The following is a 21,789-nucleotide window of genomic DNA, read 5'->3' as shown; positions in this document are numbered from 1 at the left end:
CAATCACATCCGGCAGAACCGGAACAAGACACTGGCACGTGCCGCAGGAGAATGCAGATGAGCGATATTCAAACGGTAGACATGTTCATCATCGGTGGCGGCATCAATGGCGCCGGCATCGCGCGCGATGCTGCAGGCCGTGGGTTGTCGGTGATCCTCTGCGAAAAGGACGACCTGGCACAGGGCACGTCGTCGCGCTCCGGCAAGCTGGTGCATGGTGGGTTGCGCTACCTGGAATATTACGAATTCCGCCTGGTCCGCGAAGCCCTGATCGAGCGCGAAGTGCTGCTGAACTCAGCGAGCCACATCATCTGGCCGATGCGTTTCGTGCTGCCGCACAGCCCCAATGATCGGCCCGCCTGGCTGGTGCGGCTCGGCCTGTTTCTCTACGACCATCTCGGCGGCCGCAAGAAACTGCCGGCAACCCGCACGCTCGACCTCAGGCGCGATCCGGAAGGCGCACCGATCAAGGACGAATATACCAGGGGCTTCGAGTATTCCGACTGCTGGGTCGACGATGCCCGCCTGGTCGTGCTGAACGCCAAGGATGCCGCCGAACACGGCGCCGAAGTACTGACGCGCACCGTCTGCAACTCCGCCCGGCGCGAGGGCGATCTGTGGCGGGTGCAGATGACGGACACGCGAACCGGCGCCAAGCGCGTCGTCATGGCGCGGGCTCTGGTCAATGCCGGCGGCCCCTGGGTCAACGACATCATCGGCCGCGTCGCCGGCACCAATTCCAGCCGCAACGTTCGGCTGGTCAAGGGCAGCCACATCATCACGCCGAAATTCTGGGACGGACCGCAGGCCTATCTGGTGCAGAACCACGACAAGCGCGTGATCTTCATCAACCCCTACGAGGGCGACAAGGCCCTGATCGGCACCACCGACATCCCCTACGAAGGTGCTCCTGAAGCCGTTTCGGCCGACGAGAGCGAGATCGAATACCTGCTCAACGCCGTCAATCGCTACTTCAAGCAGACGCTCCGCCGCGAGGATGTGCTGCAGACGTTCTCCGGCGTCCGGCCGCTCTACGACGACGGCAAGGGTAACCCTTCCGCCGTTACCCGCGACTACGTCTTCGACCTAGACACGACGGGCGGCGCGCCCTTGCTGAATGTCTTCGGCGGCAAGATCACCACGTTCCGCAAGCTCGCCGAGCACGCGATCCAGAAGTTGCAGGCGACCTTCCCGAAGATGGGACCGGACTGGACGGCCAAGGGCATCCTGCCGGGTGGCGACATCGAGGGCGCCGACGTGCCGCGCTTTCTCGAAAAGCTGCAGCGCGATTATGCCTGGCTGCCACGCGGGCTCGCCCGCCACTATGCCCGCCTCTATGGCGCCCGCACATCGAAGCTGATCGGAGGTGCCACATCGGTGGCAGCCCTCGGCCAATGTTTCGGGCCCAACTTCTATGAGGCAGAAGTGCGCTACGTGATCGAGCAGGAATGGGCCGAAACGGCGGAAGATATCCTGACGCGCCGCACCAAGCACGGCCTGCACATGAGTGCCGACGAAAAGGCCGCTTTCGGCGCCTGGTTCGATGGGCAGATGGCGCGCTCGGCCTGAGCCGTTTCGATTTTTACAGGCGTGGTCGACGGGATCGGCCACGCGCCGTTTACAGGAGCTACCGATGGGGCTGACGCTGTCGCTCAACACCAACCCGCTGGTCAACCGCTACGCCGAACCGGCCGACCTGATCGGCGCCATCGCGCGTGACCTGAAGATCCGCGATGTGCAGTTGACGCACGAGTTCATCAACCCATCCTGGCCCGCTGCCGTCATCCGGAGGCTGACACGTGACATGCGCGCCGCCCTGACCCATACCGGCATACGCATCACCTCCGGCATGACAGGGCCCTATGGCCGCCTCAACCATTTCGGCCATCCGGATGCGGATGTCCGGCGCTACTATGTCGAATGGTTCAAGACCTTCGCCGACATCACCGCAGATCTCGGCGGTAGCTCCGTCGGCACGCAGTTTGCCATTTTCACCTATCGCGATTTCGACGATACGGCGCGGCGCGAAGAGCTGATTCAGATCGCCATCGATTGCTGGGCCGAGGTCGCCGAGCATGCCAAGGTAGCGGGTCTGAGCTACGTGTTCTGGGAGCCGATGTCGATCGGCCGCGAGTTCGGCGAAACCATCGCCGCCAGCTTTGCCCTCCAGGATCGTCTGACCGCAGCCAACATGGCGGTGCCGATGTGGATGATGGCCGATATCGACCACGGCGATGTCACCAGCAGCAATCCGGACGATATCGACCCCTATGCCTGGGCACGGGCAGTGCCGCCGGTGTCGCCGATCATCCACATCAAGCAATCGCTGATGGACAAGGGCGGCCACCGTCCGTTCACGGCGGAATTCAACGCCAAGGGGCGTGTGCAGCCGGAGCCGCTGCTGGCTGCCTTCGCCGAGGGTGGCGCGAAAGACAATGAAATCTGCCTGGAGCTGTCGTTCAAGGAGCGCGAGCCCAACGACCGGCAGGTGATCGAGCAGATCGCCGAATCGATCGCCTTCTGGGCGCCGCACATCGACACCGGCATTGCCGACCTTAACCTCTAGCCGGCCACCGCCTTGGCGGCGCCGGTTGTCACCTTAGTTGCATGAATTTGGGCGCAGCCTTTAGCGCCGGGGGAGAAGACCATGACCGAGACGCCTTTCTGGATAGGCACGAGCTGGAAGATGAACAAGACGCTCGCAGAGGCGCGCAGCTTTGCCGAGGGGCTTGCCAGCGCCGAGATCGTCAACGATCCGCGCCTGCAATGTTTCGTCATCCCGCCGTTCACTTCTATCCGCGAAGTCAAGGCGATGCTGAAGGACAGTGCCGTGAAGGTCGGTGCCCAGAACATGCACTGGGCTGAATCCGGCGCCTGGACAGGCGAGATTTCGCCGCTGATGCTGGTCGACTGCGGCATGGATGTCGTCGAACTCGGCCACTCCGAGCGACGCGAATTCTTTGGCGAAACCGACGAGACGGTCGGTCTCAAGGTCGAGGCGACCGTGCGGCACGGGATGATCCCGCTGATCTGCATCGGCGAAACGCTGGCCGACCGCGAGAGCGGCCGCGCCGACGAGGTTCTGGCCGCCGAAGTGCGCGGCGCGCTGGGCAAGCTCAGCGCGGAACAGCGGACAGCACCGCTGCTGCTCGCCTACGAACCCGTCTGGGCCATCGGTGAAAATGGCATCCCCGCGAAAGCCGATTATGCGGACGCCCGCCAAGCCGAGATCATCAAGGTCGCGGAGGGCATCCTCGGGCGCCGCGTGCCATGCCTCTACGGCGGCTCCGTCAATCCCGGCAACTGCGCCGAACTCGCGGCCTGCGACCATATCGACGGCCTATTCATCGGCCGCTCGGCCTGGAATGTCACCGGCTATCTCGACATCCTGGCCCGTGTTTGCGCCGTTCTCTGATCGACCCCATATCCAGTTCACACACGAAGGAGAAAACCCATGAAACTCGCAATCGCTGGCGATAGCGCCGGAAACGGGCTCGCCCACGTCCTCGCCGAATACCTGAAGGACCGCCACGAGGTCTCCGAAGTCTCCAAGCCCACCGATGGCTCGGACGAATTCTACGCCAATCTGTCGGCTCGCGTCGCTGCCGATGTGCTGGCCGGCAAATACGACCGCGCCATCCTCGTCTGCGGCACCGGCATCGGCGTGTCGATCTCCGCTAACAAGGTCCCCGGCATCCGCGCCGCCCTTTGCCACGACACCTATTCGGCGGAACGCGCAGCCCTCTCCAACAACGCCCAGATTATCACCATGGGCTCGCGCGTCATCGGCAGCGAAGTCGCAAAATCCATCGCCGATGCCTACCTCGCCCAGACCTTCGACGAAAACGGCCGCAGCGCCTCCAACGTCGCCGCCATCAACGAACTCGACAGCAAGTTCCGCGACTAAAGCATAACCTCCACGGTTTCAGCCAGCTGAGGCCGTGGATGCCCGTACGGGCGTCAGTTGAACCAATTCCTTTCGAATGCGTTAACGAGCGCAATCGGAAGGATTTACAGATGGAACTCCAGGACAGAACGCTCGAGCAGAGCACGTCGGAAACACCGATGGACACAGCGCCGCTGCTGCACGCCGGTCACATTGTCCGCGAGTTTCTCGTCTACCTGAAAGCCAACCCGATTGCCGAGACAAGGCTTGTAGACATCGAAGAACTGCCTTCACCGAAGGGCACCTTGGTGAACGCCTTCCGACTGCTGATCGCCAACGAACGCCGGATGCAGCAGCGCTCTCAGCTACAGAAAATTGGCCTCCTGATCGCCCAGTTTCAGCCGATCGACGACCCTTCCGATCAGGAAGAACCACGCGACCCCCTCGTGTCATGGATAGACGATGCCGCGGAAGCAAAGGCTGCCAGCGAGCAGAACTGGCTGTCGGCCTACCGCGAGCATCAGGAACTGACGGAGCTCTTCGATCTCTCCGCGCGCATGGCCGAGCAGGTTACAGCTTCCACGGACATAGCGGCGTCTGCGGAGCAATCAATAGAGCTGCGGGCGCACTGATCGCGCGACGCGCCCGATTGATATTTCCATCTTCCGTACGAAGTCCCGCCGCCGGGCCTACAACCTTGACTTGATCGCTATCGTACGATTTTCCCCGCATATCGTTCAACCATAAGGCTGGCACAAGCTGCAGCCCCTCCAATGACCTCGACAGCGCGACTCATGGTTTTGCTGCGGCATGGCCATGCAGCGACAGCATGTGCTGATCGGTGATCTTGGATGGGGCGGTAGAATGGGCACGATTGCCAGAAGCAGCATCCTTGCTCATCGCGGCAGCTGGAACGAACACGTCGCGAGAAATTCGCGCACTGCCCTTTGCAGCGCGCTCCTCGCCGGGTTCGGCCTCGAAACTGACATTCGCGATCTCGATGGCGCACTCGTCATCTCCCACGATCCGCCAACCCGTTCCGACGACATCATCACCTTCGACTGGCTACTCGATTTCTACGCCGTCAATGGCTGCACGGGAACGCTGGCGCTGAACATCAAGGCCGACGGTCTTGCCGAAATGACCCACCGCGCATTGCGCGCCCACGGCGTCAATTCCTATTTCGTCTTCGATATGTCGATCCCGGACATGTTGGCCTACATCAGGGCTGGAATGCCGGTCTACACGCGCGTCAGCGAATACGAGCCGACGCCCGCTCTGGCCGCAGAATCGGCCGGCATCTGGCTCGACAATTTTACCGGCGAATTTCCCCAGGTCGACGTGGCAGAGGGACTGTCCACGAATGGCAAGCCGATCGCGCTGGTTTCGCCAGAGCTGCACAAGCGCCCGCACGAAACCTTCTGGTCGTCGCTGCGGGATCGACCAAACCTGGATCTCGCCTCCATGCTGCTCTGCACGGATTTTCCCGATGCCGCAGCTGTTTACTTCGGGAGTGAAGCAGCATGATCAAAGCCGTTCTATTCGACATGGATGGTGTCCTGATCGACGCCAAGGACTGGCATTACGAGGCGCTGAACCGCGCGCTCGAGCTGTTCGGCTACACGATCAGCCGCGAATCCCATCTGTCCACCTTCGATGGACTGCCGACACGTCGCAAGCTAGAGATTTTGACGGCGGCTCATGGACTGCCGCGCGGGCTGCACGATCTGCTGAACGGGCTGAAGCAGAATTACACCATCGAACTCACCCATCTGCGTTGCAAGCCCGTCTTCCACCACCAGAAGGCGCTCTCACGCCTGCACAAGTCGGGGCGCAAGATCGCCGTCTGCTCAAATTCGATCCGCAATTCCATCGAGGTGATGATGCGGCTCGCAGCGCTTTCGCCGTTCATCGATGCCATTGTCTCCAACGAGGATGTCGCCAAGGCAAAGCCCGATCCGGAAATGTACCTCTCGGCAATGCAGCGCTTCGGCGTCGAGCCGCATGAGTGCCTGATCCTCGAGGACAACGAGCACGGCATCCGGGCGGCGCGTGCAAGCGGCGGTCATGTGCTCGTCATAGGCACGCCCGCCGATGTGACCTACGAGCGGATCATGCAGCGCATCAGCGAGATCGAGCTCGCAGACATGGGCCGCATGCTGGGGCAGGGCGCCGCTGATCTCAACCCCGCAAGGCCTGAAGCGGCAAATGCCGGCACATCCGCAATCTCCCATCGCAAGACAGCGTAACCCGATCAGGATTCTCCATGCAGATTCTTATGCCGATCGCCAGCCGCTCGCAGTTCTTTCCCGAGCAGGAGTATTTCTTTCCCAAACCGCTGATCGAGATCGCCGGCAAGCCGATGATCGACTGCGTCGTCTCGGCGCTGCGCACGACGATTGCCGACGCCCGCTTCTGCTTCATCATTTCAGCCGACGATGCGCGACGCTTTTCGCTCGATGAGACCCTGATGATTGTCGGCGGGCAGGGGACCAAGGTCATCCAGCGCGTCGGCGAGACCAGGGGCGGCCTCTGCTCTGCGCTGCTCGCCGGCGACGAACTGGATCTGGAGGCGCCTCTCGTCATCTGTAACAGCGACCAGATCATCGATGCGCCGCTGATGGAAATCCTGGAGAAGTTTCGCCATGACGACGTCGCCTCCGGCGTCGTCACCTTCCGCTCCGTCCATCCGCGCTGGTGCTACATCGTGCCCGAAGGCGACGGACGTGTTGCCCAGGCGGCGGAAAAGCGCGTCGTCTCCGATATCGCCGTTGCCGGCTTCTATTACTTTCGGCGGGCAGGTGACTTCTTCGCGGCGGCACGCCGCGCGATCCTCAACGGCGATGACGTCGAGGGCCAATATTACTTCTCTGCCGCCCTCAACCAGATCATCCTCAGCGACGAAGAGGTCGCCTATGTGAAGATCGAGGCCTCCAGGTACTACAGCTTCTATTCGCCGGAAAAGATTGCCGAATTTGCGGCGACCGAGCTCGCTGCGAGCCTGCGCGACCAGTCACGGGATGACCGACCGATCAACGTGCTCATCCCGGCGGCCGGCGAGGGCAGCCGCTTTGCCCGGCAGAACTGGCGCAAGCCTAAACCGTTCATCGATGTCGATGGCCGGATGATGCTCGAACATGTTATCGGCAATGTATGCCCGCCGAATGCCACACCCACTGTGCTGCTGCGCGCCGAGCACATGAAGGCATGCGATGGAGACGTCCAGCTCTTGCGGGCAATGGGCACCACGATCAAGCCCGTGGACCACCTGACGGAGGGCACCGCCTGCACGGTGCTGCTTGCCCGCAGCAGCTTCGACAACGACCGGCCGCTGCTGATTGCCAACTCGGATCAGTGGGTCGATTTCGATTGCAGCGCCTTCATCGAGGATTGCCTGCAGCGCAAGCTCGACGGCTCGATCCTGGTCTTTCGCGATGCGCAGATGGATCCGAAATGGTCCTTCGCCAAGGTTGACGACCGGGGCCTGGTCACCGAGGTGGCAGAGAAAAAGCCGATCTCCGATCTCGCCACCGTCGGCATCTATCTCTTCCGTCGGGGCTCCGATTTCGTCCGCGCCGCCGTCGACATGATCGCCTGTAACGACCGGGTGAACAACGAGTTCTACACCTGCCCGGTCTACAACTACATGATCCGCAACGGCGCCAGGATCGGCGTCTACGAGGTCAGCCCGGATGCCATGAAAGGCCTCGGCACCCCGGAGGACCTGAACGCATACCTCGCCGCAAGCGGCTTGCCGTCTTCGGCCGATGCGCCCCTCGCCATGGCCTCGTAACGCCGATGGACATCTCCGGCCTCAATATCGTCGTGCCGCTGGCCGGTCCGGACTTCGTGTCGGCAGACGGCAGCCTCAAGGCACTCATGGATATCGGGCAAGCCGACCCCTTCCTTTACGCGACATTGAAGCAGCGGCCTTGGGCGAGGGGCACCGCCCCCTCCAGCTACGCATTCGTGCTCCATGATCGGGCGGAAACACGCGCCTTTGCAAGCGACTACCTCCAAGCCTGGTTTCCCGGTTGCCGCGTCGTCTTCCTGTCGCACTTCACGGCCGGCGCAGCCTTCAGCAGCCTTGCCGGCGCAGCCCTGCAACTCGGCGCCCACAACAATCCTGTCCTCATCGATCTCGCCGACATCCTCTACGCGACCGCCCTCGATCCAGCCCTCCACTTTGCCCGGCACGCTGACGTCGGCGGCCTCGCGCTGACCTTCCAGAGCCAAAATCCCCTCTACAGCTATCTACGTAAAAACGACGAGGGCAACGTTGTAGAGGCGGCCGAGAAAAAGGTCATCTCCAGCGAAGCCTCGGCTGGAACCTACGCGTTCCGTTCCGGATCCGTCCTCCTGAAAGCGCTAGCCCACGCCCTCGAAAACGCCCCCACCCAGACACACCGCGACCTCTTCTTCGTCTGCCCCCTATTCAACGGCATCCTCGCCCAATCCCTCGCCGTCACAACCACCAAGGTCGAAAACGTCAGGGATATGAAACAGATGGGTGGTTGAGGGGTGATGAAAGGCGCGCGCGGCATGTCGCACTTGGAAATGGAATGTACCGGCTACACACAGAAAAATTCGTAATAGTAATTATGGAACTCCTACGCAATTGAGAATGCAGGTTCTGAGTAGCCGTCCGTTTGACAAACGAGGATCCAGCGGTCTGTTCGGCAATGCTGATGGTTGCTGCCGCGCCGATAAGGCCAGCAGCGCGCGCCCGTAGTCCGCGTCAGGAAAGCGGACTACGGAAATAAGCCGAAGAGGCCGATGGAAGGCTGCCGTCAAGCCAACCATCGACAAGCGATCGTCTCAGCCACCTGTCAGAACTGGACGCTTGCCGTCAATACCGCGCTGAAAGGCTCGCCGATCTGGTTTCCCAATGCCGTCGTGCCGATCGATGATGTGTAATAGGTTTTGTTGAATATATTCTTGAGGTTGAGCTGGAGCGTCAACGGGCGGTCGTTCTTCCAGGTGTAGGCTGCAAATGCGTCAGCCACCATATAGCCCGGCAGGTAATAGGCGTTCGTGTTGATCCCGGCACGCCGCCCAACAGCGCGAACACCGCCTCCAAGCTTCAGTGAATCACCACGGCTGTCGATCTCGCCAAAATCGTAGGTGAGGTAAAGCGAGCCTGTATGATGCGGTACATTGACCGGCTCGTTTCCGGCGTAGTCGGGGTCCTCGAGGATCCGCGCGTGCGTGTAGCCGTAGCTTGCAATGAAACTCATCTCATCGGTGATTTCGCCCGCCAGATCGGCTTCGATGCCGCTTGCCCGCACGAGGCCTGCCGTCTTCACGACCGTATCGCCAGTCGCCGGATCGAGGCTGGAATAAGCGACATTCTTCTTGTCGCTGGTGTACAGCGCGACGTTCGCGGTGATGCCGTCAAGCAGGTCGAATTTGGCACCGACCTCATAGGCCACGCCTTCTTCAGGATCGAGATTGCCGTAATAGCTGGCGATGGAAGATTGTGGCCGGAACGTCTTGGCAGCATTGGCGTACAGCGAGAAGTCCGGGGTCACCTTGTAGACAATCCCACCCCGTGGGACGAAAGAAGTACCAAAGCTGTCGGTATTCTCGTTAAAAGGACGCCCTTTGCCGGCCATCAGGTCATAATACTGATAGCGAAAACCGCCCACCAGGGTCCATTGATCGTTGAGATGCAAAGCGTCCTGAGCGTAGAAGGAAGCTGTAGAGATCTGCTCTGTCTGGTCACTGTCGGCAGCCGATACGGTGGTGCATTCCGGTAGCGTGCCGTAAGTCGGGTTATTGATATTGAACCCGGTGCGATTGGCGCAACGGATCAGCTTGGTCCGGAGCGTATCCGCATAATCGTAGGACGTCCCGAACAGCAGTTCATTTCGGAAACCGGCAATATCGACGTCACCGGACAGATCGGTGCGAACGGCGTGATTGTAGATAGTCGAGCCCTGCGTGGCATCCGCGCGTCGCGTCAGGATCCCCGTCGCTGCGTTATAGGAGATGACGCGTGCCTGGTTATCCGAATAGGTATTGATGCTGTAGGTGTAATCGAATGTCAGCTTCCAGTCGTCGCCAAGGTCGCGCTTGACGTGGACAGACGCAAGGTTCGATTGCCCCTTGCTGATGTTATAGGGTTCGTCGAAGCGGATCTTCGGGTCGACATCGACGGCATGGCCGGTGGCGAGATCGAAGATCGTCCCGCGGTCGAAGGGGACGCTATAGTCTTCATGCGTGTAGGAGACGGTCACTTCGGTATCTTCACCGGACCATGTCAGCGATGGCGAGAGCACCCAATCCTTGTTGACGCCAAAATTGCGCCAGTAGTCGACGTGTTTGTAGTCTCCGACGAAGCGATAGCTCAAATCGGTGCCTTCGATCGGGCCTGTGAAATCAAACCCTGCAGATCCACCGCCGAAGCTTGAAACGCTGGTATAGGTCTTGCCGCTGAAAGTCTGTTCCGGTTTCTTCGTCACGACGTTGATCATGCCGCCGGGATCGAGGATGCCGTAAAGTGTCGACGCCGGGCCTTTCAGAACTTCGACACGATCGGTCGTCGCATTGAAGCTGCGAGACATCGCGGTTTTCATGCCATCGATGAGGATCGAACCGTCCCTGTTGTCCCCGAAACCGCGGCGGATGATGGATTCTTGCGTGCCGCCAAGCGTATTCGACTGCGCAACACCGCTGATATTCGCAAGTGCATCGTCCAGCGACCGCGCATTCTGGTCTCTCAGGACGTCCTGGCTGACAACGTTCACGGCCTGCGGGATATCGAGCAGAGGTGTATCCGTACGCGTCGCGGTTACGGTGGAGATCGGTTGATAGCCCTGCGTCGCGGCATTGCTGCCTTTACCGACGACGATCGGCTTCAGCACGGTGTCGCCCTTTATCCGGCTCTCCTTGGGCAATACATCGGTCTCTGCCGTTGCAGCCGGTTGAGCGTCTTCGCCGAATGCCGGATAGGCGGCGCAGGCAGCCAGCGCCAAGGCAGTCGCCCTCAGGATATTGGGACCGTAGCGCCCTGCGGCTCGCCGTTCAATCATGTCGTACCCCCATATCCTTGCGGATATCTTCGTCAGAATTACCCCTTGCCCGCCTGCAAGCCGATGGCAGGTATGATTTCATGAATGTAGTAGTCAACTTTAATTGCTGGAATATCCGCAATTTTATGCCCGGCGTGCTCGCCTGCGTTCCCGTTGCCGTCAGGCTCTCGACCCTGAGATACCCCTAATATATAAATAGAAGCAATGTGTTGAGCGTGCGCCTATGGGAGAGGTGAGCCGCGATATGGCTGTCACGCAGGCACAACCAACAACGGCAATCGCATCTTTTCGAATTTAAAATTGACTACTACACTCAAGAATTCTCTTTCTCGCGCGGTTTCGAGACGGTAGGAGAGGTCGGATTTTTAAAACAGGACTGCCGCGGGCATGACGGACAGATTGAACTCGAACGCTCGAGGAGCCGGGCAAGGGCATCCCCTCTCCGCACGCGACGTCTCTGCCGGCTACGGACGGCAGACAGTCTTATCCGGAATATCGCTCGACATCGGTGCAGGCAAGCTGACCGCGCTGGTTGGCCCCAACGGCTGTGGCAAGTCGACCATGCTGGCGACCATCGCCCGCCTGATGAAGCCCAGCGCTGGCAATGTGCTTCTGGAAGGACACGACATTCACGTTTTACCGACGCGGTCGGTGGCGAGGAAGCTGGGCCTTCTGCCGCAAAGCCCCGTGGTTCCGGAAGGTTTGACGGTCTATGACCTCGTGTCGCGCGGCCGCCATCCGCATCAGGGCTTTCTGAAACAGTGGACCGACAAGGACGAGCAAGCGGTCAGGCAAGCACTCGAGGTTACAGACCTTTCCGACCTCCTCCACCGGCCGGTGGACAGTCTTTCCGGCGGTCAGCGGCAGCGGTGCTGGATCGCCATGGCTCTCGCGCAGCAAACCCCGGTTATCCTGCTGGATGAACCGACGACCTATCTGGACCTCCACTATCAGGTGGAGGTCATGGAACTGCTGAGGCATCTCGCCCAGGATCACGACCGGACGATCGTCGTCGTGCTGCACGACCTGAATTTCGCCGTCCAGTATGCCGATTGCGTCGTCTTCTTGAAAAACGGGTCCATTCGGCACATTGCGGAGGATCCCGGTACCTGCACTGCCGAACTCATAGAGGACGTCTTCAGCGTGCAGGTCATTCGACTGACCCATCCGCAGACTGACAAACCGGTTTTCGTTCCTGCCCATGGCACGGGGCCGATCACGTGAATTATGTCATGTCCTCGGATACCAGGCGCCAGCCCTCAAGCGGGATTCGCGTTGGCCTTGTAACGGGCGCGCTTCTCCTGGCGATCCTCACACTGGCCTGCATCCATGTGAGTATTGGCGCCCGACCGGTTTCACCGCTGACCTTTTTTCAAGCGGTCTTCCATTTCGATCCCGCTAATTTCGATCATCAGCTGCTGGTCAAGTTGCGATTTGCACGCCTGGCAGCCGCCCTCCTCGTCGGTGCGGCACTCGGCGTCTCCGGGCTTCTCCTGCAGGGGCTGCTGCACAATCCGCTGGGTGAGCCTCATATTCTCGGCCTCAATGCCGGTGCCGCACTGGCGGTCACAGCGACAAGCAGTGTGCCTTTCCTGTCTGGTGGTCTCAGTCGCCCACTGATCGCGTCCGTTGGCGCAGCCACCCTGTTTATTCTTGTGCTGGCAGTGTCTTCCGCTGGTCGCTCCGGCCCGACGATGCTCAAGGTTACCTTCTGCGGCATCGCACTGTCTTCGCTGGCCTCGTCCATCACCTCGGCCATACTGCTTTTCGACGAGGAGACGCTGCAATCCCTGCGTTTCTGGCTTGCGGGCGATCTGGCCGGCGTCAGCTACGGCACTATTGCCGCAGCGCTCGGGCCGATAGCTGTTGGCCTCCTGCTTGCGTTTTTCATTGGCCCACGGCTCAACGCCCTGGCACTCGGCGATATCGTGGCGAAGGCGCTCGGCGTTCCGATCTGGGCGACACGGTTCATTGGCCTCTGCGCAACGGCAATTCTTGCCGGAACTGCTGTCTCCATCGCCGGGCCGATCGGGTTTGTCGGCTTGATCGTGCCTGCCATCGCACGATGGTCTGCCGGCGGAGATGCGCGCATCGCCCTGCCGCTTGCCGCACTTCTCGGTGCCGCGTTGCTCGTCGCCGCCGACATAGGCGCGCGCACGCTGTTCACGCCCTACGAATTGGCAACCGGCATCATGACCGCCATGCTGGGAGCGCCTCTCTTCGTCGCCATCGCCTCGCGGGCTCTCAAATGACCGGTTACGACACTCCGAACCCGCACATAGTCGTCAGCGGTCCGTTTTTCTCGAGACGCATTCATGTGGCCACCTCGATCACCATTCTGGGCCTGGCATTCGGCACAGTTTGCCTGACCCTGTTTGCCATCCTTGCCGGAAGCCAGCCGATAGACCTCAGGGATGCTTTCGATCTCGTCGTGGATCCTGCGCGCCTCAGCAGTCAGACCATGCGCATCTTGTGGGATCTGCGCCTGCCACGCGTTTTCCTGGCACTGATGGTCGGCGCCATGCTCGGGCTTGCCGGCACGGCAATGCAGACCCTGACGCGCAACGGACTTGCCGATCCGGGCCTGCTTGGCGTCAAGGAAGGTGCCAGCGCCGCAGCGATCGTCTTTTCGCTGTACGCCCCTTTTGCCGGGCTTTACGGGCGGACTGCTGCCGGCATGGCGGGCGGGCTTGCCATTGCGCTCATTGTTGTTCTGATCGCCCGCGGCGTGACCCGCATGCGCTTCGTGATGGTCGGCATCGGCACGTCCTGGCTTGCAGCCGCAGTCGTCTCCGTCATCGTCACGACTGCCGATATCCGCGATGTCCAGGCGGCCCTTGTATGGCTTGCCGGAAGCCTGAACGGCGCTTCGTGGGAAGCGGTACCGATCGCTTTTGCCGCGATGTTCATGGGTGCCAGCCTGCTCTTCCTGACTGCAGGCGCAGCCGATGCCGCGATGCTCGGCCCTCAGGCAGCAGCAGGCCTCGGCGTGTCGCTGAAAACACTCGCAATAATAAGGTTCACGGCACCTGTGCTGCTGACGTCTGCCTGTGTGGCGCTGGTTGGAAGTCTTGGCTTCGTGGGTTTGATCGCACCCCACCTCGCCCGGCTTTCGGTTCGTGGCAGCCAGGGCGGGTTGCTGGGCGCAAGCGCGCTCTATGGCGCGGCGCTGGTTCTAGCCGCAGACACGATCGGGCGGGCCGCATTTGCTCCACACCAGTTGCCGGCCGGCATCGTCATGTCGATCGTCGGCGTCCCCGTTCTCTTGACGCTTCTCTGGAAACGCCGCGGTCAGCTTTAGGATGACAGAATGAAAAGATCTTCCGCATTTGCCGCCGCCATCATCGCTCTGTCGATGGTCTCGTTTACTGCAGTCCAGGCAGCAGAAATGCGCTCCTTTACCGACGACGCCGGCAGGGTTGTCGAAGTGCCGAAGCGCCCACTTCGGATCGTCTCGATGCACGACCTCGATATCACCATACCGCTCATTGAACTCGGCGCACCACCCGTCGCCAGCCATGGCCGTGCCGGCGTCGACGGCAAGCCATATCTGCGCTCGAGCCCGATCCTGACAGGTGTGGATTTCGACAATTCCGGCATTCAGTACATTGGCGCTGTCACCGCCGACATGGAGGCTGTGGTCGCGGCAGGACCAGACCTTATCATCACCGAACCGGGGCGCACGACGCCCGTCGAACAACTCGCTAAAATAGCCCCGACAGTCGTCATCGACGATACCTCGGGCGGGGCGCCGCACATATACGAGAAACTTGCCGACCTGACGGGAACTCAAGGCCGCCTTGCGGTGCTCGACCGGCGCTACAAGGTCCAGATAGAGCAACTGAAAAAGCTGGTGGATACCTCCAAGGTCACCGTCTCCGTAATGCAGGCGCAGAATGGCAAGGTGAGCATCTACCACACCTATCGTTCGCTTGGTCGTGTCCTTCGAGATGCCGGTTTCAGGTTCCCCGAGATCATCGACAGCATTCCGGAGGGCGGCCGCGTGGAAGTCAGTGCCGAACGACTGCCGGAGCTCGATGCCGACTATATCTTCGATACATATCGGTCGGATATCGGCGGCACGCCTGCAGACGAGATCGCTGCCATGAACAAGATACTGCCGGACTATTGCCGCTTCCTCGCAGCCTGCCGCGAAGGCCGTTATATTGTCCTGCCCAGGGAGGAAGCGATCTCCAATTCATACGCGGCCCTTTCGCTGATGGTCTCCGTCGTCCAGTCTCAAATTTCAGGCCGGCAGCCACCGATGCCGTCGAAATAGAACCGCTTGGGACAAGAGGGCGCTTTGGCCTTCAAACTTTGGGAATAGACTATGCCAAAAGAACCAGATGGCGCGCCTGGCAGGACACGGCGGCCGCGACGCATCGATCGCTTTGGCGAAAGACTGAAGAGCCGCCGAGGGTCTCTTTCGCCAAGCCTGATCAGCGTTGTGGACTATATCGATCAGCACCGCCACGCGGTCCTTGGAAAATCTGCGCTCGAAATTGCCGCTGATACCGTGACCTCGGATGCAACCGTCATCCGCGCGATCAAGGCGCTCGGATTCGAAGGCCTCATCGACCTCAAGGATACGCTAGAGTCTCATATCGGCGAAACAGACTCGCCTTCCGAAAAGATGGCCGCGACGACGGAGGCACTCGACGGCGGCGCGGATGCCGCGATCGATTTTGTCATCGACGATCATCGAAAGGCGATGGCGGCACTAGCGGAACCCTCCAGTCGCGAGGCGCTTAAACTGGCGGTGCCCCTGCTTCTCGAGGCACGATCCATCGGGGTGTTCGGGATAGGCGCGTCCGGTATCATTGCAAGCTACGCTTCCCGCCTTTTCCATAGAAACGGCTACCGGTCCTATACGCTGAACGCTACAGGGATCGCTCTTGCCGAGCAGTTGCTGTCAATGGAAAGCGGTGACGCGCTCATTATGATGGCATATGGCCGACCACATCGCGAGGCCATGGCCACGATCGGCGAAGCCAAGCGTCTCGGCATCCCCATCGTCATGCTGGTAGGACAGCCCGACACCGTGTTGCGTCGGCATGCGGATGCATCGATCGTCATTCCAAGGGCGAAGACGGAACACGTCGCCCTGCACGGCTCCACCATGGTTTGCATCGAAGCGCTGATGCTGGCGCTGGCCACAGTTGCGCGCGACAGGACATTGAGATCGCTTGATCGCCTCATCGACTTGCGCAACGCCGTGAGGCCGAGCAAGAAATAACGCCGCGATATAATCGGCTCCTGAAGTTTGCGGTTGCGCTCATTGGACTAAGCGCCTCCCAACTCCTTCCATTGGGCATAGAAATGGTGCACCGGACCGCGGCCCTTTCCTATCCGCAGATCTCTTGAAGCGGCTAGGGCTGCGTGCACGTATTCTTTCGCCATTCCGACAGCGGTCGGCAGATCGTGTCCGTGGGCGAGTTGGGCGGCAATGGCTGCTGACAGGGTGCAGCCGGTTCCGTGACCATTGAGTGTTTCGAGACGCGGTGATCTGAAGGCATGGAAGGTGCCGTCGATGGTCAAAAGGGTGTCGACGCATTCGCTACCCTTGCCATGACCGCCTTTGATCAGCACCGCACGTGCGCCCTCGTTGCGCATCTGCAGTGCCTGCCGTGCAACCTCTTCCGGCGTTTCTGCCACCGGCAGGCCCGTCAGGATTGCTGCCTCGAAGAGGTTCGGCGTTATGATATCGGCTCGCGGCATCAGTGCCAGTTTCAACTCAGCCACCGCATCGTCGCGGAGCAACCTGTCTCCGGATGTTGCCACCATGACGGGATCGAGCACGACAGGTCTGTCGAAGCCCCGAAGGCCCTCGGCAACGGTCCGGATCGTGTCCTCGCGCGACAGCATGCCGATCTTGATCGCGTTGACGACGAGATCAGCGAGCACCGCCTGCATCTGGGCTGCAACCATGGAAACGGAGATATCCTCTATGGCCGAAACGCCCAACGTGTTCTGCGCAGTGACGGCGGTCAGCACGCTTGCGCCGTAAACGCCGAGGGCGGAGAATGTCTTGAGGTCCGCCTGGATACCGGCGCCGCCGCCGCTGTCCGATCCGGCGATGGTAAGGGCTATCAGCGTCATTTCTCGATTTCCCCAAGTCTCCACGGTGCCGTTGCTGCAAGCCATTGCCGTGTCCGGCCTTCCGGGTCTTCATGAAGGGTGATGTCGGTAACGACAGCTGCGCACGCAGCCCCATGCTCCAACACCAGCGGTGCCCGCTCGGCAGTGATGCCGCCGATGGCAACGAGGGGAAGATCGCCAATCCGGCGCTTCCATTCGGCAACCCGTTCGATCCCCTGTGGTTGCCATTTCATCTTTTTGAGGATGGTCGGCCAGACCGGCCCAAGCGCGACGTAATCCGGTCGAGCGTCAAGCGCCGTGTCGAGTTCGGCGACATCATGGGTGGAAAGCCCGAGCTTCAACCCGGCCGCGCGAATGGCGGCAAGGTCTGCCCCGGCAAGGTCCTCCTGTCCGAGATGGACGAAGTCGCATCCCTCGTCGATCGCCAGCTGCCAGTAGTCGTTGACGACAAGCTGGCATCCGTGAGCCAGGCACACGGCCCTGGCGCGCCGGATTTCCCGCCGCAACTCGGTCTCAGACTTGTCCTTGACGCGCAACTGCACGAGTTTCACGCCGAGCGGCACCAGGCGCTCGATCCAGTCGGCACTGTCGTCGATGAGGTAGAAGGGATCGAGCCTCATTGAAACACCGCCTTGCCGATGACGGGCGTCGAGGGAACGGCCATGTCACGCGGCTCCAGCATGCCGGACAGATAGGCAAGCCGCCCCGCATCGACTGCTTTCGCGAACGCCTCGGCCATGACAGGCGGATCGCCGGCCATGGCGACGGCGGTGTTGAGCAGCACGGCGTCGTAACCCAGTTCCATGACAGCAGCGGCATGCGACGGCCGTCCGAGGCCGGCATCGACGATCAGCGGGATCGCGGGGAAGGCCGCCCTGAAGGCAACGAGCGCCGACGCATTGCGCGGACCCGCCGCCGAACCGATTGGCGCGCACCAGGGCATCAGCACCTGACAACCAGCGGCCAGCAGTTTTTCCGCAACGACGAGATCGTCCGTCGTGTAGGGAAAGACGCAAAACCCTTCGTCGGTGAGGATCCGCGCTGCTTCGACAAGCTCGAACACATCCGGCTGCAGACTGTCGTGATTGCCGATGACTTCCAGCTTGATCCAGTCTGTCGCGAAGATCTCCCTTGCCATCCTGGCAGTCAGAATGGCCTCCGAGGCACTATGGCATCCGGCCGTGTTGGGCAGGACACGCACCCCGAGTTGACGGATGAGTTCGAAAAATGCGCCTCCGGTTCTGCCGCCGGAGGTTTCGCGGCGAAGCGACACCGTGACGATCTCGGCACCCGACCGCCTGACCGCTTCGCCCAGCACCGCCGGCGACGGGTAACGCGCCGTTCCGAGCAGCAGGCGCGACGACAGTTCGGTATCGTAAAGTTTCAGCATCGATCAGCCCCCCTGCATGGGCGACAGGATTTCGATCCGATCGCCGTCTTCGAGGCGCCTGTCCGCCCTATCCTCGCGGTGCACGAGATCGCCATTGACTGCTGTGGCCAGCCACTCGCCTTCGTATTCCAGCACGGCAAGTAGCTCCGCCAGCGTTGCCGCCTGCAGAGCCTGGGCTTCACCATTGACGATGAGTTGTTTCATCGGGAAAACTCCTTCCTGGTGGACATGCCATTGGAAAGGCGTGTTGCGGCCTTCACGGCCATGGCGGGCGCCAGCAGAAAACCGTGGCGGTGCATGCCGGCAATCGCCAGCCCCTCCCCGGTTTCAACCACGCGCGGGACATTGTCCGAGAAAGCCGGACGGATGCCGACACCGGTTTCCACCAGCCGCGCCTCGCCGAAGGCTGGGTGAAGCGCATACGCCGTGTTGAGCAATTCCATCAGCGAACGTGCCGAAATCGGCCCGTCATCCTCCGTCTCGATCATCGTCGCGCCAACCATGAAGCGGTGGTTGGCGCGCGGCACGACATAGATGGGATGGCGCGGATGCAGCATCCGCACCGGACGCGACAAACTGATCTCCTCGGTTTCCAGATGCAGCATCTCGCCCCGTACGCCACGCAGCCCGGTAATGTGGGGGATCGCCGCCGGTCCGGTGCAATCGATTGTGGAAGTGTAGTGCCGTTCCGGCAGCTGGCTGGCACCGAAGTAGAACCGGCTGCCACCCCGGCCGAGAGCTTCGGCCAGACGGGTCAACGCCCTCCGCGGATCGAGATGGGCTTCGGACCAAAAAAACAGCGCCTTTTCGAACCGCCCGCCAAGCGATGGCTCGAGCTCGGCGATGCCATCCCGGTCGACCCAGACGTGGCCTGTCGTACGGGAGGCAAACCGGACGAGATCCGGCATGTCGCGCGGCTGTGCCACCACCAGCGTGCCGTTGCGAACGACCTCGCCCGGTACGGCGTCGCTCCACCAGTCTGCAGCTCCCCAACCCAGTGTCAGAACGCTCTCGTCCGCCGCCTCTCTTTCGCAATAGGGCGCAAGCATTCCGCCGGCAAAGGACGATGCTCCGAGCCCTGCCGCATCCCGGCAATCCACAATATCGACTTCATGGCCGCGTTTGCGCAGTTCATACGCGACGGTCAGTCCGGCGACACCGGCACCCCTGACAAGAAACCCCGCCATCAGGCTTCACCGACTATCGTCTCGGCAGGATTTTCCACCGGCATGTAAAGATCGCCGCCGTCACGATAGCGGGCAGCCATCGCCTCCAGCCCCTCCTTCTGCGCTTCGGCACGGATCTCGTGCGAGATCTTCATGGAACAGAATTTCGGGCCGCACATGGAGCAGAAATGCGCCACCTTGTGCGCCTCCTTCGGCAGCGTCTGGTCGTGGAAGCTGCGCGCCGTATCCGGGTCGAGCGAAAGATTGAACTGGTCCTCCCAGCGGAATTCGAACCGTGCGCGCGACAGCGCATCGTCACGCAGGCGTGCGCCCGGATGGCCCTTGGCGAGATCGGCCGCATGGGCGGCGATCTTGTAGGTGATGACGCCGGTCTTGACGTCGTCGCGGTCGGGCAGGCCCAGATGTTCCTTCGGTGTCACGTAGCAGAGCATAGCGGTGCCGAACCAGCCGATCATCGCAGCGCCGATTGCCGACGTGATGTGGTCGTAGCCGGGGGCGATATCGGTGGTCAGCGGTCCAAGCGTGTAGAACGGCGCCTCGCCACAGGTCTCCAGCTGCTTGTCCATGTTCTCCTTGATCTTGTGCATCGGAACATGGCCCGGTCCTTCGATCATCACTTGGCAATCCTTTGCCCAGGCGATTTTCGTCAGTTCGCCAAGCGTCTCCAGCTCCGCGAACTGGGCGGCATCGTTGGCGTCGGCAATCGAGCCCGGACGCAGTCCGTCGCCCAGCGAAAACGTCACGTCGTAGGCGCGGGCGATATCGCAGATCTCGTCGAAGTGCTCGTAGAGAAAGCTTTCGCGGTGGTGGTGCAGACACCACTTGGCCATGATGGACCCGCCACGCGAGACGATGCCGGTCACGCGGTTGACGGTGAGGTGGATGTAGGCAAGGCGGACGCCGGCGTGGATGGTGAAATAGTCGACGCCCTGTTCGGCCTGCTCGATGAGTGTGTCGCGATAGACTTCCCAGGAAAGATCTTCGGCAATGCCACCCACCTTTTCCAAAGCCTGATAGAGCGGCACGGTGCCAATCGGCACGGGCGAATTGCGGATGATCCAGTCGCGGATATTGTGGATGTTGCGACCGGTCGACAGGTCCATCACCGTATCGGCGCCCCAGCGGATCGCCCAGACCATCTTCTCGACCTCCTCCTCCATGGACGAGGTGACAGCAGAGTTGCCGATGTTGGCGTTGATCTTCACCAGAAAATTACGGCCGATGATCATCGGCTCGCTTTCGGGATGGTTGATATTGGCCGGAATGACGGCGCGGCCCTCGGCCACCTCACGGCGCACGAATTCCGGCGTTACGAAATCCGGGATGTGAGCGCCAAAACTTTCGCCATCCCGCAACGAGGCTTCACGGACAGCCTGGCGTCCGAGATTTTCGCGGATGGCAATGAATTCCATCTCGGGCGTGATGATGCCGGCGCGAGCATAGGCAAGCTGGGTGACGGCCCGGCCGGGAGCGGCCTTCAGAGGCGCATCGCGAACGGGAAATTCCGGCGTCAATCGCTCGCCGGTGGCAAAGCCGTTATCCTCCGGCATGACGTGGCGGCCTTCGTAACGCTCAACATCGCCGCGCGCCAGGATCCAGTTTTCCCGCAGGCGCGAAAGACCGCGATCGATCGCAACGATATGGCCTGGATCGGTGTACGGGCCCGAGCTGTCATACACGATAACAGGCGGCTCCCCCGCAGTCGGATGCAGGGAGATTTCGCGCATCGGCACGCGAATGTGGGGATATCGCTGGCCTTCGACATGGATTTTGCGGGAGGCCGGGAATGCGCCCGAGGTGACCGTCGGGCTCTGGTTTTTAGAGGCAATATTCATCGTGAGGCTCCAAGTTTGCGTTTGGAGACCCAGTCCTAGAGCCGGAATGATGGAAGAACGCCGACACGGAATCCGGGATGCGGATCTGTAACTGCAGCAGCGCTTTGCACCGTCCCTACGCCAGTATGAACTGGATCAGGTTCAACGGGTCACTGCGCGCGATAGCAGAATCTCAGCCCCTTGACGGGACACCCCTGGTGAATACGACAAAGCCTATGGCAGCCCGACGAAGGCGTCAAGGGGATGAAAGACGGTACAGTTGGGCACGGTGCGAAGCACAGGCGCGGGGGTTTATGGGAGCTGAACCGGTGGACGTTGAAACTAATGATGCGGGCAGAGATATGCGCTGGCCCGGCGC

Annotated in this window: 21 protein-coding genes and 1 riboswitch; of the genes, 14 read left to right on the top strand and 7 right to left on the bottom strand. The window is 61.2% G+C overall.

The annotated features are described in order from the left end of the window. Positions 1-57 precede the first annotated feature (57 nt). From J5289_RS25690 to J5289_RS25650, 9 genes are all read left to right on the top strand, one after another. Positions 58-1,569, top strand: coding sequence for a glycerol-3-phosphate dehydrogenase (locus J5289_RS25690; protein WP_142825034.1), 1,512 nt, complete (start codon positions 58-60; stop codon positions 1,567-1,569). Positions 1,570-1,633: 64 nt separating this feature from the next. Next, positions 1,634-2,566, top strand: a complete 933-nt coding sequence (locus J5289_RS25685; RefSeq protein ID WP_209185570.1) for a sugar phosphate isomerase/epimerase — start codon at positions 1,634-1,636, stop codon at positions 2,564-2,566. Positions 2,567-2,647: 81 nt separating this feature from the next. Beyond that, the gene (locus J5289_RS25680; protein ID WP_209185571.1) at positions 2,648-3,415 is read left to right on the top strand and encodes a triose-phosphate isomerase; all 768 of its coding nucleotides are present in this window, start codon (positions 2,648-2,650) and stop codon (positions 3,413-3,415) included. Between the two features lie 39 nt (positions 3,416-3,454). Continuing rightward, positions 3,455-3,907, top strand: a complete 453-nt coding sequence (locus tag J5289_RS25675) for an RpiB/LacA/LacB family sugar-phosphate isomerase (protein ID WP_142825031.1) — start codon at positions 3,455-3,457, stop codon at positions 3,905-3,907. Between the two features lie 110 nt (positions 3,908-4,017). Then, on the top strand, positions 4,018-4,518 hold the full coding sequence (locus tag J5289_RS25670) for a hypothetical protein (protein WP_209185572.1): 501 nt from the start codon (positions 4,018-4,020) through the stop codon (positions 4,516-4,518). A 178-nt stretch (positions 4,519-4,696) separates the two neighbouring features. Then, a complete protein-coding gene (locus J5289_RS25665; protein WP_209185573.1) occupies positions 4,697-5,413 on the top strand; it encodes a hypothetical protein in 717 nt (238 codons plus the stop codon). Next, entirely contained in the window at positions 5,410-6,135 is a 726-nt protein-coding gene (locus J5289_RS25660) for an HAD family phosphatase (RefSeq protein ID WP_209185574.1), read from the top strand. Before J5289_RS25665 ends, J5289_RS25660 begins: the two co-directional genes overlap by 4 nt. Before the next feature lie 17 nt (positions 6,136-6,152). Further along, complete coding sequence (locus J5289_RS25655) at positions 6,153-7,679, top strand: glycosyltransferase family 2 protein (RefSeq protein WP_209185575.1); 1,527 nt, start codon at positions 6,153-6,155, stop codon at positions 7,677-7,679. Positions 7,680-7,684: 5 nt separating this feature from the next. Further along, on the top strand, positions 7,685-8,404 hold the full coding sequence (locus J5289_RS25650) for a hypothetical protein (RefSeq protein WP_209185576.1): 720 nt from the start codon (positions 7,685-7,687) through the stop codon (positions 8,402-8,404). 311 nt (positions 8,405-8,715) lie between these two features. On the opposite strand, the gene J5289_RS25645 is transcribed toward J5289_RS25650, so the two are convergent. Then, complete coding sequence (locus J5289_RS25645; protein WP_209185577.1) at positions 8,716-10,920, bottom strand: TonB-dependent siderophore receptor; 2,205 nt, start codon at positions 10,918-10,920, stop codon at positions 8,716-8,718. A gap of 387 nt (positions 10,921-11,307) precedes the next feature. On the opposite strand from J5289_RS25645, the gene J5289_RS25640 reads away from it, so the two are divergent. From J5289_RS25640 to J5289_RS25620, 5 genes are read left to right on the top strand one after another with little or no spacing between them, the layout of a single operon-like run. After that, entirely contained in the window at positions 11,308-12,144 is an 837-nt protein-coding gene (locus tag J5289_RS25640; protein ID WP_209185578.1) for an ABC transporter ATP-binding protein, read from the top strand. 8 nt (positions 12,145-12,152) lie between these two features. Next, positions 12,153-13,172 (top strand): iron ABC transporter permease, encoded by a 1,020-nt coding sequence (locus J5289_RS25635; RefSeq protein WP_209185579.1) that lies wholly within the window; start codon positions 12,153-12,155, stop codon positions 13,170-13,172. Continuing rightward, positions 13,169-14,221, top strand: coding sequence for an iron ABC transporter permease (locus J5289_RS25630; RefSeq protein WP_209185580.1), 1,053 nt, complete (start codon positions 13,169-13,171; stop codon positions 14,219-14,221). Before J5289_RS25635 ends, J5289_RS25630 begins: the two co-directional genes overlap by 4 nt. A gap of 54 nt (positions 14,222-14,275) precedes the next feature. Further along, positions 14,276-15,199, top strand: a complete 924-nt coding sequence (locus tag J5289_RS25625; protein ID WP_247749370.1) for an ABC transporter substrate-binding protein — start codon at positions 14,276-14,278, stop codon at positions 15,197-15,199. A gap of 51 nt (positions 15,200-15,250) precedes the next feature. Continuing rightward, positions 15,251-16,156, top strand: a complete 906-nt coding sequence (locus tag J5289_RS25620) for a MurR/RpiR family transcriptional regulator (protein ID WP_209207542.1) — start codon at positions 15,251-15,253, stop codon at positions 16,154-16,156. 47 nt (positions 16,157-16,203) lie between these two features. On the opposite strand, the gene thiD is transcribed toward J5289_RS25620, so the two are convergent. From thiD to thiC, 6 genes are read right to left on the bottom strand one after another with little or no spacing between them, the layout of a single operon-like run. Further along, positions 16,204-17,019, bottom strand: a complete 816-nt coding sequence (gene thiD, locus J5289_RS25615; protein WP_209185583.1) for a bifunctional hydroxymethylpyrimidine kinase/phosphomethylpyrimidine kinase — start codon at positions 17,017-17,019, stop codon at positions 16,204-16,206. Next, a complete protein-coding gene (locus J5289_RS25610; RefSeq protein ID WP_209185584.1) occupies positions 17,016-17,639 on the bottom strand; it encodes a thiamine phosphate synthase in 624 nt (207 codons plus the stop codon). Before J5289_RS25610 ends, thiD begins: the two co-directional genes overlap by 4 nt. Continuing rightward, positions 17,636-18,409 carry a thiazole synthase gene (locus tag J5289_RS25605; protein ID WP_209185585.1) on the bottom strand — a complete coding sequence of 258 codons (774 nt, stop codon included), beginning with the start codon at positions 18,407-18,409 and terminating at the stop codon, positions 17,636-17,638. Before J5289_RS25605 ends, J5289_RS25610 begins: the two co-directional genes overlap by 4 nt. A 3-nt stretch (positions 18,410-18,412) precedes the next feature. Next, on the bottom strand, positions 18,413-18,613 hold the full coding sequence (thiS, locus tag J5289_RS25600; protein WP_209185586.1) for a sulfur carrier protein ThiS: 201 nt from the start codon (positions 18,611-18,613) through the stop codon (positions 18,413-18,415). After that, positions 18,610-19,596, bottom strand: coding sequence for an FAD-dependent oxidoreductase (locus J5289_RS25595; RefSeq protein WP_209185587.1), 987 nt, complete (start codon positions 19,594-19,596; stop codon positions 18,610-18,612). The genes thiS and J5289_RS25595 overlap by 4 nt, the downstream gene beginning before the upstream one ends. Continuing rightward, on the bottom strand, positions 19,596-21,431 hold the full coding sequence (gene thiC, locus J5289_RS25590) for a phosphomethylpyrimidine synthase ThiC (protein WP_209185588.1): 1,836 nt from the start codon (positions 21,429-21,431) through the stop codon (positions 19,596-19,598). Before thiC ends, J5289_RS25595 begins: the two co-directional genes overlap by 1 nt. Positions 21,432-21,525: 94 nt before the next feature. Further along, a riboswitch (TPP riboswitch) is annotated at positions 21,526-21,637 on the bottom strand. Positions 21,638-21,789: the final 152 nt, after the last annotated feature.

This window comes from Rhizobium sp. B230/85, assembly GCF_019355735.1.
In the GTDB taxonomy this organism is placed as follows: Bacteria; Pseudomonadota; Alphaproteobacteria; order Rhizobiales; family Rhizobiaceae; genus Rhizobium; species Rhizobium rhododendri.
The sequence above is the reverse complement of the archived record's forward strand: the minus strand, read 5'-3'. Positions and strand labels throughout refer to the sequence as shown.

Excerpts from the sequence above, each read along its gene's own strand:
- J5289_RS25690 (WP_142825034.1), top strand. The coding sequence starts at position 58 with ATGAGCGATATTCAAACGGTAGACATGTTCATCATCGGTGGCGGCATC.
- J5289_RS25685 (WP_209185570.1), top strand. The coding sequence starts at position 1,634 with ATGGGGCTGACGCTGTCGCTCAACACCAACCCGCTGGTCAACCGCTAC.
- J5289_RS25680 (WP_209185571.1), top strand. The coding sequence starts at position 2,648 with ATGACCGAGACGCCTTTCTGGATAGGCACGAGCTGGAAGATGAACAAG.
- J5289_RS25675 (WP_142825031.1), top strand. The coding sequence starts at position 3,455 with ATGAAACTCGCAATCGCTGGCGATAGCGCCGGAAACGGGCTCGCCCAC.
- J5289_RS25670 (WP_209185572.1), top strand. The coding sequence starts at position 4,018 with ATGGAACTCCAGGACAGAACGCTCGAGCAGAGCACGTCGGAAACACCG.
- J5289_RS25665 (WP_209185573.1), top strand. The coding sequence starts at position 4,697 with ATGGCCATGCAGCGACAGCATGTGCTGATCGGTGATCTTGGATGGGGC.
- J5289_RS25660 (WP_209185574.1), top strand. The coding sequence starts at position 5,410 with ATGATCAAAGCCGTTCTATTCGACATGGATGGTGTCCTGATCGACGCC.
- J5289_RS25655 (WP_209185575.1), top strand. The coding sequence starts at position 6,153 with ATGCAGATTCTTATGCCGATCGCCAGCCGCTCGCAGTTCTTTCCCGAG.
- J5289_RS25650 (WP_209185576.1), top strand. The coding sequence starts at position 7,685 with ATGGACATCTCCGGCCTCAATATCGTCGTGCCGCTGGCCGGTCCGGAC.
- J5289_RS25645 (WP_209185577.1), bottom strand. The coding sequence starts at position 10,920 with ATGATTGAACGGCGAGCCGCAGGGCGCTACGGTCCCAATATCCTGAGG.
- J5289_RS25640 (WP_209185578.1), top strand. The coding sequence starts at position 11,308 with ATGACGGACAGATTGAACTCGAACGCTCGAGGAGCCGGGCAAGGGCAT.
- J5289_RS25635 (WP_209185579.1), top strand. The coding sequence starts at position 12,153 with ATGTCCTCGGATACCAGGCGCCAGCCCTCAAGCGGGATTCGCGTTGGC.
- J5289_RS25630 (WP_209185580.1), top strand. The coding sequence starts at position 13,169 with ATGACCGGTTACGACACTCCGAACCCGCACATAGTCGTCAGCGGTCCG.
- J5289_RS25625 (WP_247749370.1), top strand. The coding sequence starts at position 14,276 with ATGGTCTCGTTTACTGCAGTCCAGGCAGCAGAAATGCGCTCCTTTACC.
- J5289_RS25620 (WP_209207542.1), top strand. The coding sequence starts at position 15,251 with ATGCCAAAAGAACCAGATGGCGCGCCTGGCAGGACACGGCGGCCGCGA.
- thiD (WP_209185583.1), bottom strand. The coding sequence starts at position 17,019 with ATGACGCTGATAGCCCTTACCATCGCCGGATCGGACAGCGGCGGCGGC.
- J5289_RS25610 (WP_209185584.1), bottom strand. The coding sequence starts at position 17,639 with ATGAGGCTCGATCCCTTCTACCTCATCGACGACAGTGCCGACTGGATC.
- J5289_RS25605 (WP_209185585.1), bottom strand. The coding sequence starts at position 18,409 with ATGCTGAAACTTTACGATACCGAACTGTCGTCGCGCCTGCTGCTCGGA.
- thiS (WP_209185586.1), bottom strand. The coding sequence starts at position 18,613 with ATGAAACAACTCATCGTCAATGGTGAAGCCCAGGCTCTGCAGGCGGCA.
- J5289_RS25595 (WP_209185587.1), bottom strand. The coding sequence starts at position 19,596 with ATGGCGGGGTTTCTTGTCAGGGGTGCCGGTGTCGCCGGACTGACCGTC.
- thiC (WP_209185588.1), bottom strand. The coding sequence starts at position 21,431 with ATGAATATTGCCTCTAAAAACCAGAGCCCGACGGTCACCTCGGGCGCA.